Annotated in this window: 10 protein-coding genes and 1 pseudogene; 3 read left to right on the plus strand and 8 right to left on the minus strand. The window is 71.9% G+C overall.

Going from position 1 to position 15742, the window contains the following annotated elements:
• Positions 1-198 precede the first annotated feature (198 nt).
• From menC to ACMXN5_RS41675, 4 genes are all read right to left on the minus strand, one after another.
• Positions 199-1299, minus strand: a complete 1101-nt coding sequence (gene menC / locus ACMXN5_RS41660; RefSeq protein WP_439680075.1) for an o-succinylbenzoate synthase — start codon at positions 1297-1299, stop codon at positions 199-201.
• Between the two features lie 43 nt (positions 1300-1342).
• The gene (locus tag ACMXN5_RS41665; RefSeq protein WP_439680076.1) at positions 1343-2143 is read right to left on the minus strand and encodes a GNAT family N-acetyltransferase; all 801 of its coding nucleotides are present in this window, start codon (positions 2141-2143) and stop codon (positions 1343-1345) included.
• The gene (locus ACMXN5_RS41670) at positions 2140-3231 is read right to left on the minus strand and encodes a M20 family metallopeptidase (protein ID WP_439681397.1); all 1092 of its coding nucleotides are present in this window, start codon (positions 3229-3231) and stop codon (positions 2140-2142) included. The genes ACMXN5_RS41665 and ACMXN5_RS41670 overlap by 4 nt, the downstream gene beginning before the upstream one ends.
• A 65-nt stretch (positions 3232-3296) precedes the next feature.
• Positions 3297-4334: a dipeptidase gene (locus tag ACMXN5_RS41675; RefSeq protein WP_439680077.1), complete on the minus strand. Its 1038-nt coding sequence runs from the start codon at positions 4332-4334 to the stop codon at positions 3297-3299.
• Between the two features lie 445 nt (positions 4335-4779).
• On the opposite strand from ACMXN5_RS41675, the gene ACMXN5_RS41680 reads away from it, so the two are divergent.
• On the plus strand, positions 4780-5901 hold the full coding sequence (locus ACMXN5_RS41680; RefSeq protein ID WP_439680078.1) for an acyl-CoA dehydrogenase family protein: 1122 nt from the start codon (positions 4780-4782) through the stop codon (positions 5899-5901).
• A 265-nt stretch (positions 5902-6166) separates the two neighbouring features.
• Here ACMXN5_RS41680 and ACMXN5_RS41685 read toward each other — a convergent pair whose 3' ends face one another.
• The 3 genes and pseudogenes from ACMXN5_RS41685 to ACMXN5_RS41695 form a co-directional block, all read right to left on the minus strand.
• Complete coding sequence (locus tag ACMXN5_RS41685; RefSeq protein ID WP_439680079.1) at positions 6167-7444, minus strand: DUF3533 domain-containing protein; 1278 nt, start codon at positions 7442-7444, stop codon at positions 6167-6169.
• Positions 7445-8058: 614 nt separating this feature from the next.
• Positions 8059-9939: pseudogene (locus ACMXN5_RS41690) on the minus strand (M4 family metallopeptidase); the annotation flags it as partial.
• Positions 9940-10223: 284 nt separating this feature from the next.
• Positions 10224-11867, minus strand: a complete 1644-nt coding sequence (locus ACMXN5_RS41695) for a CocE/NonD family hydrolase (protein ID WP_439680080.1) — start codon at positions 11865-11867, stop codon at positions 10224-10226.
• A 260-nt stretch (positions 11868-12127) separates the two neighbouring features.
• On the opposite strand from ACMXN5_RS41695, the gene ACMXN5_RS41700 reads away from it, so the two are divergent.
• Together ACMXN5_RS41700 and ACMXN5_RS41705 are read left to right on the plus strand one after the other, a co-directional pair.
• Positions 12128-13594 (plus strand): carboxylesterase/lipase family protein, encoded by a 1467-nt coding sequence (locus ACMXN5_RS41700; RefSeq protein ID WP_439680081.1) that lies wholly within the window; start codon positions 12128-12130, stop codon positions 13592-13594.
• 188 nt (positions 13595-13782) lie between these two features.
• The gene (locus tag ACMXN5_RS41705) at positions 13783-14514 is read left to right on the plus strand and encodes a spermidine synthase (protein ID WP_439680082.1); all 732 of its coding nucleotides are present in this window, start codon (positions 13783-13785) and stop codon (positions 14512-14514) included.
• A gap of 91 nt (positions 14515-14605) precedes the next feature.
• On the opposite strand, the gene ACMXN5_RS41710 is transcribed toward ACMXN5_RS41705, so the two are convergent.
• Positions 14606-15505, minus strand: coding sequence for a serine hydrolase (locus ACMXN5_RS41710; protein WP_439680083.1), 900 nt, complete (start codon positions 15503-15505; stop codon positions 14606-14608).
• Positions 15506-15742: the final 237 nt, after the last annotated feature.

Here is a 15742-nt window from a genome sequence, read left to right on the forward strand (position 1 = left end):
CCGCCACGCCTCGTCCACCGTGTCTCATGATGCGGATGGCGGGCCCGTGCCGGGGCCGGTGGGCACGTTCGGCGCCCGATGCGCATGCCGAAGCACCCGGACGATCCGGTCGTCGGATCGGATGGTGATCCGACGACCGGTCGATCGTCCGGGCGCCGCGGGTCGTTCAGTGAGCGCTCGGGGAAGGCTCCCGACGTCTCAGAACTTGATCCACTCGCTGGACGTGGTCACCGAATCCAGGATGTCCTGGATCGGGTCGATGCCCAGACCCGGGCCGGTGGGCACGTCGAGGTGTCCGTCGGCGAGTTCGAACGGCGTGGTGATGTCGGTGGCGAAGTAGCGGCGCGAGGCCGACGTGTCGCCGGGGAGCACGAAGCCGGGGAGCGCGGCGAGGGCGACGTTCGCGGCGCGGCCCAGGCCCGTTTCCAACATGCCGCCGCACCAGACCGGCACGCCGTGCGCCACACACAGGTCGTGGATGGCCTTGGCCTCCAGGTAGCCGCCGACCCTGCCCGGCTTGATGTTGATGATCGAGGCCGCGCCCAGGGTGATCGCGGCGGCGGCGTGCTCGACCGACTCGATCGACTCGTCCAGGCACACCGGGGTCTTCAACTGCTTGGCCAGCGCGGCGTGTTGCACCAGGTCGTCGTCGGCAAGCGGCTGTTCGATCAACAGCAGGTCGAAGTCGTCCAGCTTGGCCAGTTGCCGGGCGTCGGCCAGGGTGTACGCGGCGTTCGCGTCCACCTGGAGCAGCAGGTCGTCGCCGAACCGCTCGCGCACCGCGCGCACCGGCGCCAGGTCCCAGCCCGGCGCGATCTTCAGCTTGATCCGGACATAGCCCTCCTCGACGAACCCGCCGACCGACTCCAGGAGTTCGGGGATCGAGTCCATGATGCCCACGGACACCCCGCACGGCACCCGATCGCGCGACGCGCCCAGGAAGGAGCCGAACGACTCGCCGGAGACCCGCAGTTGCGCGTCGAGCACGGCCGTCTCCAGCGCCGCCTTCGCCATCCGGTGGCCCTTGAACGGCTTCATCGCCCGCTTCGCCGCCCGCGCGTCCACCTTTTCCGGCAGCGCGGGGATCAGGAATCGCTTGAGCACGTCGAGTGCGGCGTCCACGTACTCCGAGCTGTACAGCGGCTCGGACATCGCCACACACTCGCCCCAGCCCTCCCCCTCGGGGGTGACCACGCGCACCAGCACGATGTCGCGGGCGGTCTCGACGCCGAAGGAGGTGCGGAACGGCGCGCGCAGCGGCATCGCGATCCGGCGCAGTTCGATTGCGTTGATCTTCATGGTGCCTGGACTCCTGATCGGTTCGAGGTGGTTCGGTGGCAGGTCATGCGACCGGCCCGCGGGTGAGGACGTATCGGGACCGGCCGTGGAAGCCGGTCACCCGGGCGCCGTCGGCGAGCAACCCGGCCAGCACCTCGCGCAGCGCGAGTCGCCAGTCCCGGGCCGTGGCCGGGTCGGTGTGCCGCAACTTCTCGATGTCCGCCGGGACGCCGACGAGCAGGTCCTCGGCGTCGGTGCGGCCGAGCACGGGCCGGCCGTCGCGGTCGGTCAGCGCGGCCACCGCGCCGGGCGGTACGACCACCGGGATCGACTCGCGGCGGGCCGCGGCGACCACGCGCGGTTCGGCCAGGTCCCAGCCGACCATGGCGCGGTCGGTGTCGGTGCCGGCGTTGATCGCGTCGTCCACGGTGCCGTAGAAGTTGGGCAGGTAGGCGTCGATCACACCGCCGAGCTTGGCCAGGTTGAAGTGCGCGTTGCGGGCGATCAGCGGATCGTACGTCCAGGTGATCCGGTGCAGGCCGCGATCGAGCGCCCAGTCGCGCTGGTGCAGCTTCAGCGCCAGGCCCGCCGCGTGGCCGGGGAGCGCGCCGGTGATGTGCGAGTGCATGGTGCGGGCGATCGGCGCGCCGAAGAAGGCGACCGTCGCGCCGACGAGCCGGCCGTCGGCGTAGGCGCCGGCGACGTAGTTGCCCGCGTGCGACAACGCGCGCATCTGCTCCACGTTGATCGGCGGGTTGTTCGCCGGCGTGCCCCAGATCTCGCAGAACAGCGCGCAGACGGCCTCGAGTTCGTCGAGCTCGTGCAGCTCCCGGATGGCCGGGGCGCTGAGCACGGGGGCGCTCATCGCCGCACCGCGTCGATCAGGCCCGCGAGCAGCGCGGCCCGCGGGGCCAGTTCGGCCACGATCACGTGTTCGTGGTCGGCGTGCGCGCCGCCGCCGACGGCGCCCAGGCCGTCGAGGGTGGGGCAGCCGATGCCGGCGGTGAAGTTGCCGTCGGAGGCGCCGCCGACCGCCGCGGAGCGCAGCGGCGGCAGGCCCAGGTGGGCCGCGGTCAGGCCGGCGAGGTCGAACAGCGCGCGCGAGGAAGTGTCCTCCAGCGGGGGGCGGTTGGCTCCGCCCAACACCTCGACCCGGGCACCCGGCACGGTCGTGGGCAGCGCGCGGATCAGCTCGTCGACCCGGTCCTGCGCCTTGCGCGTGGGCACCCGTACATCGACCGTCACCGCCGCGTGCGGCGGCACCGTGTTGGACACCGCGCCCGCCCGCACCACGGTGGGGGTCACCGTGGTGCGCCAGTCGCCCGTCGCGCCTTCGTCGACCACGTCGGCCAGGCCGTCGAGGGCGAGCACCAGGTGCGCGGCCTCGATGGCGGCGTTGATCCCCTTCTCCGGCTCCAGACCGGCGTGCGCGGCCTTGCCGTGCACGACCAGTTCGTACTGCGAGCCGCCCTTGCGCGCGGTCTTGAGCGCGCCGCCGTCGGCGGACGCCTCCAGGACGAACGCGGCCGCGCAGCCCCGTGCGGCGTCCTCGATCAGCCCCCGCGAGCTGGTCGAGCCGACCTCCTCGTCGCCGGTGATCAGCACGCCGATCCCGTCGAGCGAGTCCAGCGAGGCGAGCGCGTGGAAGATCTGGACCAGGCCGGCCTTCATGTCGAAGCACCCCGGCCCCCGGGCGATTCCGTCGCGCACCGACCACGGATGGGTGGTCAGCGAGCCCATCGGCCACACCGTGTCGTGGTGGCCGACCAGCAATACGCGCGGGGTGCCGAAGGTCCACTGGAGGTGGGTCACGCCTTCGAGCACGATCCGGCGCGGTTGGGCGCCGAGCAGGCGCGCGCCCTGCGCGGCGACCACCTCGGCGCTGCGGGCGACCGCGGCCAGGTCGGCGGAGAAGGACTCGCACGTCACCAGTTCGGCCAGATCGGCCAGCATGGCGTCGGTGTCGAAGGCGGAGACGGCGCTCGTGGCGCCGGGCGTGGGGTCGGTCGTCGGGCCGGTCATCGGGCCCGCCCCAACTCGGCGCGGAACAGCCGCTGTACGTTGCCGCCCAAAATCGCCATGATCTCCTTCTCACCGAAGCCGCGCCGGACCAACGCCTCGGTCAGTGCGGGGAGTTCGGCCGGACCGTCCAGGCCCGGCAGGGTGGTCGAGGTGTCCACGCCGGTGTAGTCGACGCCCTCGCAGCACGGCGGGGTGATGTCGGCCAGCACCTCGCGCAGGAAATCGGGGCCGATTCCGACGTGGTCGATGCCGGCCACGCCGATCACGTGCTCGATGTGGTCCACGACGCGGTCGATGGTCTGCTCGGCGCGCTCGGTGCTCAGGAAGTCCGGCACGAAGTTGACGCACACGACACCGCCCGTGGCGGCCACGCCCCGGATCTGCTCGTCGGTCAGGTTCCGGTGGTGGTCGCACAGCGCCCGGGCCGCCGAGTGGCTGGCGAGCAGCGGGCGGGTGGCCTCCTGCAATACGTGTGCGACGCCGGAGGCGCCCAGGTGGGAGATGTCGAAGACGATGCCCAGGCGCTCCATCTCGCGCAGCGCCTCGACGCCGGCGTGGGTGAGCCGGCTGCCGGTGGCATCCTCGCCGCTGCCGTCGCCGAGCGGGGAGCGGCCCCAGTGCGCGATCGAGGCGACCCGGACGCCGAGGCGGTACAGGGTGCGGAACAGCTCCAGGTCGGCGTCCACGCCGGGGGCGCTCTCCAGGGCCAGGACGAGGGCGATCCGGCCCTCGGCCAGCGCCGCGTCGATGTCGTCGCCGTTCAGGCACAGGCGCACGTCGTCCGGGTTGCCCTCGGCGATGGCGTGCGCGCACTCGACCATGCGCAGCGTGCGGCGCAGCGCGCCCTCGGGCCGGAACTGGTCGTCCACGAAGACCGGCAGCACCTGTACGTCCACCCCGCCCTCGCGGAGTTGCGGCAACCACTGCTCGCGGAAGAAGCTCGCCCAACGTCCGGGTGGTCGCTCGACCACCGCCATCAACAGGTCGTTGTGCGTATCCGCGACGACGGCGCGGGTGTGCAGGTCGGAACCCATGTCGAATCCTTCCGGTCGGTGTGTCAGCGACGCTAGGCGGCGGCGCGCACCGAGTGCTTCGTCCGAATGACCAATGCTGTCGATGGTTTCCGTAACCGGGCACAAAGCCACGACGACACACCCCCACCGAACGTTCGCGCACACCCCAGGGGGCGGACAAGGGCCCACGGGCACCGCGGCGAGGGCTCGCGGAGGGGGGACGGGGGCCTGCGGAGGCGCGGGGGCGGGTGGGACCGGGGCCGGCGGTGGGTGGGGGCGACGAAGGAAAGGGGTCGGGTTTGTCGTGGTGGACGATCCGTGGGTGGGGGCCGGCGCTCTACCGTGCCCACGTGTCCCGGGCTTCCCGGGGTTGGTTCGGGCGGCTCCGGTGCGGGGGGTGCCGTGCGGGTTTCGGCGTCCGACCCGGATTTCTGGCCGGGCCGTCCGTCGGCCCTGGGAGGCGCCCGTGCCTGTCGACCGTTTGCTGCCCTCTGATGCCGCCCATGACCTGATCGCCCGCACGCGGGCGTTCGCGGATCGGGAGCTCACGCCTCGGGCCGGCGCCTGTGAGGCCGAGGCGCGTTACCCCACGGGGTTGTTCCGCACGCTCGGCCGGGCCGGGCTCTCCGGGCTGCCCTACCCCGTGCGCTACGGGGGCGGCGGCCAGCCGTACGAGGTCTACCTCCAGGTCCTGGAGGAGTTGGCCGCGCGCTGGGTGGGGCTGGCCGACGCGGTACACGTGCACACGCTGGCGTGCCTGCCGGCGGCCGTGCACGGCACCGACGCGCAGCGCGAGCAGTGGTTGCCGGAGATGTTCGACGGCGCGCTGATCGGCGGCCACGGCCGTGCCGAGCCGCACGTGGGCGCCGACCCGTCGGCGGTGGCCTGTCGGGCCGAGCGGACCAGGGGCGGTCACCTGATGGTGGGCACCCAGGTCGAGCTGGCGCACGGCGGCCGGGCGCACTTCCACACCGTGTTCGCCCGCACCGGCCCGGCGCGGCCCGACGTCTCGTGCTTCCTGGCGCCCGGCGCCGACGAATACCTCTACTTCGGCCCGCCCGAGCAGTCGCTCGGGCTGCGTGCCTTCCCGACCACCACCGCCTACTGGGACGGCGTGTACCTGGAACCCGAACGGCTGATCGGAGTGCGGGACCGGGGCCTGCGGATCGCGTTCGAGATCCTGGACGCCGGCCGGCTCGGCGCGGCGGCGTGTGCGACCGGACTGGCCCAGGCGGCGCTGGAGATCGCGACCGACTGCGCCGCCCGACCCGATCGCGGGGTCCTGGCCGAATGCGCGGGTGCGATCGATTCGGCCCGGGCGATGTACCTGGACGCCGCCCGTCGTCGTGACGCCGGCCTGTCGTACACCCGCCAGGCGTCGGTGGCCGAACTGGTCGCCGTGGAGGCCGCGATGGAGACGAGCACGACGGCGGTACGGATCCTGGGCGCGGCGGCCGACGAGTTCCCGGTGCACCGCTACGCCCGCGAGGCCGCGACCCTGCACCGCCGGGCGACCCGGACCGGAACGGGGGACGACCGGCGGGCCGCTCGCCGCGACGCCGCCGGCCTGGCCGCGGTGGGCCCCTGATCGACCGGCACGCACCCGACCGGCGGACCCCGCCGGAGCGGGCCGCCGGTCGGGGTGGTCACGGCCGGGTCGGCGGCGCCACCATCGGGTTGCGGAGTTCGCCGGTCGGCGAACCGGCGGACCGAAGCGGCGAGTTCCGCGACGTCATCGGCGCGGACGTCAGGCTTCCATGTGGCGAGTACCAGGTGCAGCAGCATGTTCGGCTCCGGGGGTCGATGGGGTGGGGTCGGCGAGCCGGGCGCGCAGCACCCGGACCCGCTGCCGACTACTCGGTCTTCGGCGGGATGCGGTGCAGTTGCCTGCGGTCGTAGTAGGTGGTCATCGCGAAACCGAAGACCAGCCCGGCGACGATCCCGAACCCGATGCCGATCCAGGCCCGGGTCAGTCCCGCGTCGGCGCGGGCGTCGAAGTACAGGATGGCCCGGACGCCGTCGCTGAGTTGGCGCATCGGCTCGAAGACCGACAAAACCCGGTAGAACGGCGGCAGCGCCTGAAGCGGGATGGTCGCGCCGGACGAGGGCAGCGCCAGCACGATGAACACGAACATGCTCACCAACTGGCCGATCCCGCCGAAGGCCGCGTTGATCGCCTGGACGCCGATCCCGACCGCGGTGGTCGCGCAGACCGAGAAGATCCAGAGCAGCGGCAGATGCGCGGCGTCCATGTCCAGGATGCCGACGGTGGCCACCATGATCAGGGTGGCGGTCAGCACGGACAACACCGCCGACATCGTGCACTTGACCGCGAGGGTGTGCGTACGGGTGATGTGCACCAGTGGTCGTTCGGTACGCCACGGGCCGATCTCGCTCGCCACGTAGCCCAGTGCGACGTCGACCATGTTGCCGATGATGTTGCCGCCCAGGAAGCCCGCGAGCACCAGGAGCAGTGTGTAGTAGAACGCGGTCAGACCCAGGCCGGTGCGGGGGCCGATGCCGTGGCCGACCGTCACCACGGCGGCGATCGGATCGGCGCGCAGCAGCCGGCCGGCGGCGGTGTCCGGCCCGGTCGGCGCGCTCGCGTTCAGCGTCGCGCCGAGCTGCAACGACGCGCCGTGCACGGCCTGTTGCGCGATGGAGCCGGCCAGCGACGAGGCCAGGCTGCCCACGCCCGGGTTGGTCAGCACCAGGATCGCCGGGCGGGTCGGCGCGGGCGGGTTGGGCGCGGGTGCGTTCAGCGCCGCCACCGACGCGGTGAAGTCGGCCGGCACCAGGATCGCCCCGTACAGCTTGCCCGAGGCCAGGTCACGGCGGGCCGCCGCCTCGTCCAGCCGCTTCCAGGACACCGCGCCGCCGGGGGAGGCGGCAATCCCGGCGGTGATCCGCGCGCCCAGGCTCGGCGTCCCGTCCCCGGTGCCGCGATCCGCGTCGACCACGCCGATCGGCAGTTTGCGCAGGTCCCCGCGCGGATCGAGGATGCCGCCCATGTAGAGCATCGACAGCAGGAACGCCAGCAGGCCGACGATGATCGACGGGCCCACCCAGATCCGCGGATTGCGCAGCACCCGCCACGCGCCGACCCAGGGCACGGACTGATTCGAGGCCATCGTTCTCCAGACGCGCGGCGTAGCGATCCGGCCGCCGCGCGCCCGCCCGTGCGGGGTACGGCCACCGTGGGCGAGATGGTCGCCGGATCGGCGGGCGGCCAAACCCGCGAACCCGCCCGGTACGTCCGAAAGCCCTGCTCCCGGCGTGGGGCGCCGGAAGCAGGGCCGTCATCGGTCGCGCGCGGTCAGGAGATCGTCACGTCGTCCACGAGGAACGTGGTGGTCAGCGACGAGTCCTCGGCGCCCGCGAACTGCAGGGTGACCGTCTGGCCCTTGTAGGCGCTCAGGTCCACCGTGCGCTGCACGTAGGCACCGGTGGCGCCGACGTTGGAGTAGGTGGCGAGGGTGGTGCCGTTGATCTGCACCTTGAGCGTGTCGTAGACCGTGGACCCCGTTTCCTGGGTCGTGGTCTTGATCCACACCTTCAACGTGGGTGCGGCGGTGTTGGGGATCGCGACGTTGGACTGCGACAGGGTCTCGGTGGCGGTGGAGCCGTAGCCCATCATCCACGCGTACCAGGTGCCGCCGTGTGCCGCGTTCTGCGAACTGTTGGTGATGTCGCTCGCGCTCTGCGTCCAGTTGGCGGTGCCCTGTTCGAAGCCGCCGTTCTTGATCGCGTCGCCGCCCGGGCCGCCGGTACCGACGGTCAGGGTGTACTGGGCGGTGTGCGTGGCGTTGGGCCCGGTACCGGTGACGGTGATCACATAAGTGCCGTTCGCGGCGCCCGCCGCGGCCGTCGCGGTCAGCGTCGAGGAGGCGCCGGACTGGATCGGGTTCGGGCTCAGGGCCACGGTGACGTCGCCCGGCTGCCCGGCCGCGGTCAGCGAGACGGACTGCGCGTTACCCGAGGTGACGGTCGTGCCCAGGGTCGCGGTGATCGACGAACCGGGCTGTACGGTACCCGAGTTCGGGTTGAAGCTCATCGAGAAGTCGTTCTGCGCGGGACCGCCGGTGCAGGTCGGGTCACCGGTCTGCGCGGGCACGCTGATCGCGTCCCAGGCGGCCTTGGTCTTGTTGAACAGCGCGCAGGTCGCGTCGAGCGTCTTGGCCGAGTTGAGCGTGGCCGTGCGGTACTTCTTGTAGGTCATGCCGCTGGTCTTGAGCAGCATGCCGCCGTAGAAGACCTTGCCGGCCTGCTGGATGCCGACCCCGGTCAGGGTGCTGCTGTTGCAGGTCGGGCTGGTCGGCTTGCCGCCGCCCGGGTTGGTGCCTTCGGCGAGCAGGTAGAACCAGTGGTTGAGCGGTCCGGCCGCCGCGTGCTCCTCCGTGTTGGGAATCGAGGAGCTGTAGCAGTCGGGGTCGCCGTTGGTGGACGGCTTGTACATGTAGCGGATCGGGCCCTGGCCGACCAGGTTCACGGCTTCGCCGACGGTGTAGTCGGGGGTGTCGTAGGGGGAGGGCTCGTTGGTGTACGCCTCGGTCAGCGCACCCATGATGTCGCCGGTGCTCTCGCCCAGACCCGGTTCGGTTCCGGCGCCGCCGGGGGTGAACTGGTCGATGCCGTGGCCGAATTCGTGGCCGACGACGTCCATCGAGCCGATCCACTGGTTGGCCTGGTTGTGGCCGATGGAGACGGAGGAGCCGTCCCAGTAGGCGTTGACGTCGTTCAGGCCGACCTTGACGGGCCAGCTGCCGCCGGTGCCGTTGTGGCCGTTGCGACCGAGCCAGTCGCGGAGCATGTTCCATTCCTTCTGCGCCGCCCACATGACGTCGACGCAGCCGGTTTCCTTGCTCGACGCCTGGCCGTTGCCCCAGGAGTCGGTGGACTTGGAGAAGACCGTGCCGGTGCTGTAGTCGGCGCAGGTCAGGCCCGGCCGGTTCGGGTCGCGCAGGGAGTAGGTGCCGCCCGAGTTGGTGGTGTCGATGGTCAGCGGATTCGGGCCGTTCCACTGGCTGTTGCCGGTGCCGGCCTTCACGTCGTCGATCTGGTCGAGCACCGTGCCCGTGCTCGCGTCGACGAAGACGTGCAGGCGGCTGGGCGCGGTCGCGGTACGGCCGACGACCACGGTTTCCCAGGCGAGGTTGCTCACGCCGTCCTTGACCCGGACGACCAGGCGGTGCGATTCCACCTTGTCCACGGCGGCGAGCCGGGCCTTCGACGTCGCCTCCGCGGCGCTCGCGTCGATGGTGGCCGTGGTCTTCGCGGCTATGCGGGTACCGGTGGCGGACTGGGTCGCGCGGACCCGGCCCTGGTTGTCGGCCAGCACGACCGCGTCCCCGCCGACGACCGGAAGGCCGTGGTAGGTGCGTTCGTACGCGACCGAGTAGAGACCGTTGACCCAGGGGGTCACCGTCTGGCGCTGGTACTGCTCGTCGGGACCCTTGGCAAGGGTGTCCAGACCGCTGGAGACGGCCTGGTCGGCGGCGGCTACCGCCAATGCCTGCGAGCCGGGAGGGGGAGACGGGTCGGCGGACGCCGACTGTGCGGTGGTGGAGACCGCCAATCCGGCGAGTACGGCCAGGACAGTCCCGGCCGTCACCGTTTTGCGATTCATCGAGGCTCCTTGAGTGGAAGGTAGACCTCGACCACGAACCGGCCTTCGTCGTACGCGAATTCGCGACGTGAGCGAACCGCCGACGAGCGTGACCGCCGGGTTCGTGCCCGATCGGCAAACGCTCACACGTCTGCGGTGTCCCGAACAATGCGGCTTCGCGGGGTCGGCAAAATCTGTCAAACTCCTTATCGGGCAGGCAAGTTGCGCCCAACGGAGAATGTCTCCACGAAGTTTGCGCACCGGCTGCCCGACCCGGACGGGCCGGGCAGCCGGGCGTGCCCGATTCAGCTCAGCGGAAGCTCCAGATGGGACGGATCCTCGTCGGAGAGGGTGAGCGAGATCGTGCTGTCGCCGTCGGTGGCGTCGCCGTAGAACGGATCGATCGTGTCGATGACCAGCATCACCCGGTGGCCGGCCCGCACGTCGTAGCCGGTGGCCTGGAGCGCGATGTCGACCGAGACCGGTCGACCGCTCTCGCCGCGCAGCTCGGTGAACGGCGCGTGCGTGATGATGTGCGCGTTGTCCTCGGCGTCGACGTCGAACAGGTAGGCGATCAGCGTCGATTCGGCCGCGTCGACCGTGTAGGTCAGGTGTAGCCGGGGCACGCCGCGCAGCTTGGCCGTCACTGGGAGCGGTGCGGTGGCCCATACGCCCGCGTGCGCCCGGTCGATCTCGGCGGTCGGGTATACCTTCGGGTTGCCGGCCAGTTCCGCGTTCCCGGTCCCGATGATCTTGTCCGCGACGGTGGCCGGGGTGTCCGTACCCGCCGCGAAGGCGACCTCGCCGTCGGCGCCGGGTTTGTCGGACAGGGTGCCGTCGCCGCCGTTCTGCGGCGCGGACAGGTACAGCCGCTCGGTGCGTCCGGTGACCGCGCCCCAGGTGGGCTGCTCCTCCAGGGCCTTGCTCCACATGATCTCGGTGACCACCTCGTCCTCGAGGTCGACGCCGGTGTCGACACGCAGGAGGTAGTGGTCGAACCACCGGTGGGCCTCCTCCCAGATCCGGTTCGGCAGGCCGACGATGCCCGACATCTCCGGCGCGGAGTGGTCGCCGATGGACAGCAGGAGGCGTTTGGGGCCGGTCAGCGCGTTGAACATGGTCAGCAGTTGGTTGGTCGGGAACAGCGTCTCGTGCCACGCGTTCGCGAACAGGACGGGCAGCGGTCGCTCACGATTGTTGATCGCCTCGATGTGGTGGATGGGCGAGCGCTCCCTGGCCCACTCCAGGGTGCCCTCGATGTCCTCGTTGTCGCGCACGTTGTCGAACCGGGTGCGGGTGTCCTCGCTGAGCCGCTTCTCGGCCGCGGCCTTGCGCAGGGTCTCCACCGCGGCGGTGTGCCGGGTCTCGTTCTCGTAGAACGCCGCGCCCAGGTCGCCCCAGGTGCTCAGGGCCACCACCGCCGTCACCCGGGGATCGTGCGCGGCCACCAACTGACTGATGCCCGAGCCGTACGAGTCGCCGAGGAAGCCGATGCCGCTCGCCTCGCCGTCGATTCGGGACAATACGAACGTGAGCGCCGCGATTCCGTCCTGGACGTCGAGCGGGCCGGCCACCTCGACGTTGCCCTTGGACAGGCCGAACCCCCGGGCGGTGTACGCCAGTACGTGATATCCCTTGAGCGCGAACCGGGTGGCCTGGGCCACGTAGAGGAGCCAGCCGAGGTGCGTCCACGGGGACGGCATCACGACCACCGGCCGAGGTCGGTCTCCGGGGTGCAGCCAGAGCGCGCCGTCCAGTTCGGTGCCGTCCGCACCGGGCACCCGCACCGGGGTGAATCGGACCAGCGCCCGGGCCTCCTCGATCTCGGCGGCCCGCGCGGGCGCGAGTCGTGTGGTGTCCCCGCTCTCCAACGCCTCGACCAACTGTGCCAAGGTCGCCTCGTCCACTTCCGGATACAGGCTGGTCGTGTGCGTTTCGTGTGAACTCACGTCGGTCCTTCCCCACTTCGCGAACGTTTCGGACGAGGGCGTGGTCGACCGGGCATGGCGGTCGGTGTCCGCCCGGCAACACGGTGTCATCGAATGATGGTGTGCGTGGCCGGAATGCGCGGAAAATCCGAAGTGGCAGAGCCCGTTCCGGTGCCGCCCGAGGGCCGGACGCCCGCGACTTCGCGGCGGCCCGCTTCGCTACCCTCGGCCGATCTGCCGGAATCGTCGAGCGGGCCGACCCGCGGATCGGATGGCCAGTCATGAGCGTTCCCCCGGAAGCCGAGCAGGGGCGGGCCACGGTGACGATCTCCGCCGGATCGCTTCGCGGCGTGGCCCTGGCCGACGGCATCCATCGCTGGCTGGGCATTCCGTACGCCGCCGCGCCGGTGGGGGAGTCGCGCTTCGAGCGGCCGGTCGCGCACCCGGGCTGGGCCGGGGTGCGCGACGCCGACACGATGGGCCCGACCGCGCCGCAGGCGCCGTACCGGGGAGCCCTGGGCGAACTGCTGCCGACAGTGGTGATCGAGGGCGACGAATACCTCAACCTCAACGTTTGGGCGCCGGCCGACGCGAGCGGGCTGCCGGTGATGGTGTGGGTGCACGGCGGCTCGCTCGCGCACGGGGCGAACGCGCTGCCCGGCTACGACGGCGCGGCGTTCGCCCGCGACGGCGTGGTGTACGTCGCGGTGAACTATCGCTTGGCGTCGGAGGGTTTCTCCGTGCTCGACGGCGCGCCGCGCAATGTCGGCCTCGCCGACGTGGTCGCCGCGCTGCGCTGGGTACAGGCGGAGATCGCGGCCTTCGGCGGCGATCCGGCGCGGGTGACCGTGTTCGGCGAGTCCGCCGGATCGATCCTGCTCGGGGCGTTGGTCGCGCACTCGGACGCCGAGGCGCTGTTCGTGCGCGCGATCCTGCAGAGCGGGATGCCGGACGCGCTGCCGCCCGCGAAGGCCGGGCGGATCACCGAGTCGGTGGCCAAGCGGCTGGGCCGTGCCGGGTCCCGGGCGGCGTTCGCCGAGGTGCCGCCGGACGAACTGGTCGCCGCCGAACAGGCGGTCACCACCGGCGGCACACCGATGACGACCGGCGGCGCGGGGTTCGCGCCGGCGATCGGCGACGACCTGGTGCCCACCCACCCGCAGGCGGCCCTGTTGGCCGGCGCGGGCTCCGGAATCGGGTTGCTGCTCGGCTCGAACACCGAGGAATACCGGCTGTGGTTCGTGCCCACCGGCCTGCTCGACCGGGTCGGGCCGGTGTTGTTCGCGGGCGCGCGGCTGAAGTTCCGGATCGGCCGGCGGATCCTGGCCGCGTACCGGGCGGCCCGACCCGGCGCCGGGCGCGGCGAACTGCTCGGCGCGTTGGCCACGGATCTGCTGGTTCGGTTGCCGATCAACCGCCTCGCGGATGCCCGGCTGGATCGTGGAGTAGCCACCTACGTCTACGAGTTCGCCTGGCGCAGCCCCGTGTGCGACCTCGGTGCCGCGCACGCGATGGAGTTGCCGTTCGTCTTCGACGGGCTCGACTCCGGCGCGTGGACCTCGCTCACCGGGGACGCGCCGCCGCAATCCCTCGCCGACGAGATGCACGCCGCCTGGGTGCGGTTCGCCAAGACCGGCGATCCCGGCTGGGAACCGTGGGACGCGCGGCGGCCGGTACGGATGTTCGACGCGCCGACCACGACCACCGTGCTCGCCCCGCGCGAGGCCGAACGCGCCGCCTGGGGCTGATCGCCGACCCCGCCGGGTGCGGGGCGACCGGTCCGGCAACCCGAGCGGCGGCTGTAGGCTGACCGGCCACCCGGAGGGCCTGCCGCCCGCCCGACGGCGAGCCCGACGGCGGCGGGGCGCCCGGGACCATAGGCTTCCGCCCACCGGCGCGGCCGGTGGATGGTACCGACACGGTTGAGGGTGCACGGATGAGCGCGCGTTTCGAGGAACTCGACTGGCGGACGACGCCGATGGGCGAGATCAGTCTGCGCCGCAGGCGCGACCCGGTCTCCGGCGAGGACGTGCACGAGGTCAAGCTCGGCGACGAGTTCCTGATGTCCAGCCTGTTCACAGCGGGCGAGATCGCGCTGACCCGGCTGGGCCTGGCCGAGTTGCCCGATGTCGAACTCGACGTCGTGGTGGGCGGTCTGGGCCTGGGCTACACCGCCCGCGCGGCGCTGGACGATCCGCGCGTACGCGAGCTGATCGTGGTCGACGCGCTCGGCGAGGTGATCGACTGGCACCGGCGCGGCCTGGTCCCGCTCGGCGCCGGCCTCGCGGGCGATCCCCGCTGCCGGCTGGTCCAGGGCGACTTCTTCGCACTGGCGGGCGAGGCGAGCGGGTTCGATCCGCAGGAGCCGGGTCGGCGCTTCCACGCGATCCTGCTGGACGTCGACCACTCCCCGCGCCACGTGCTGCACCCGAGCCACGCCGCGCTGTACCGGCCCGCAGGATTGCGCGCGTTGGCCGATCGGCTGCGTCCGGGCGGGGTGTTCGCGCTGTGGTCCAACGACCCGCCGGACCTGGAGTTCGGCGCGGTGCTCGGCGAGGTCTTCGTCGACTCGGCAGCGCACGTCGTCGACTTCGACAACCCGCTCCAGGGCGGTACGGCCACCAACACCGTGTACGTGGCCCGCACAGCGGAGGAGCCCGCGTCCTGACCCGCCGTGAGGGCCGGCCGACGGGTCGGGACGCGGGTCGGGGTATCGGGCCCGGCGACAGGGCACGCGCCGCCGGACCCGACCCCGGTCATCAGGCGCGCAGGTGGTCGATCGCCGCGCGGGCCGCAAGCCCGATCGAGGCGTCGGCCGCGGGCGCGCGAAAGCCCAGCGACTCCAGGCGCAGGAACACGCCCACCGCGTAGCGCCTGCCGTCGGGGTACTCCACCACGCCGACCTCGTTGCGCACGCCCCACAGGGTGCCGGTCTTGCCGGAGACCCGGATCTCGTCCGCGAAACCGGACGCGAGCCGGTGCGGCCAGATCTGCCGGCCCATGATGTCGCGCACCTCGGCGCAGGCCTCGGCGGAGCCCGCCTCGTCCCGCCATATCGCGGCGAGCAGCTTGGTGATCTCGCGCGGGGTGGTCGCGGCGGTGCGCTTCGGGTCGCGCACGGTCAGCGCCCGGATCTGCTCGGGCGTGGCCCGGGCGACCTGCTCGTCGACGTTGCCGCTCGGGTCGACACCCAGATCGTCCAGCACCGATTCGAACAGGTCCCTGCAGCCGCTGACGGAGGTGTCGCGGCAGTCCAGCGCGTCGAGCGTGGCCCGCACGTTGTCCCGGCCGACCAGGCGCAGCACGATGTCGGTCGCCGCGTTGTCGCTCTGGGTGATCATCATGAAGGCGAGGTCGCGCGCGCTCATCTCCACGTCGTACATACAGCCGTCGGTGCCGATGCCGTCGCCTTCGCGGTCGGCGGCGGTGACCAGGTGCCGGCCGGCCCGGTCGAGCCGGCCGTCGGCGGCCTGGCGGGCGTACTCCAGGACGATCGGCACCTTCAGGACCGACGCGAGCACGACCCGGTCGTCGGCCTGGTAGGCGACCTCGTCGGCGGTGTCGAGGTCGCGTACGTGCAGGAAGCCGTCGACCCGGGCCGCGTCGAAGATCGCCCGGATGCGCTGTGTGGGTTCTACCGGCTCTCGATCGGTGCTCATGTCCGCTCCGTGTGGGTGGTCGGATGCCCCGCAGGGCCGGTCGCCGGTGGTGGTCGCCCGTTCGGCGCCGATGTGGGGTGCCGGGGGAGGCGGTGCGGGTGGGTCCGTCGTCGGTCGGGTCGCCCGCGAAAAGGTGGTGCGCGTATGTCGTACGACCTCGGCCGATCCGGTTCACGACCCCGCGGCGGCCCCTGCCGAGCATCGTCCCCCGCGGTACGGCTCGGCGTCGGTGATTCG

Origin of the sequence: Embleya australiensis (assembly GCF_051903075.1) — a bacterium.
GTDB lineage: Bacteria > Actinomycetota > Actinomycetes > Streptomycetales > Streptomycetaceae > Embleya.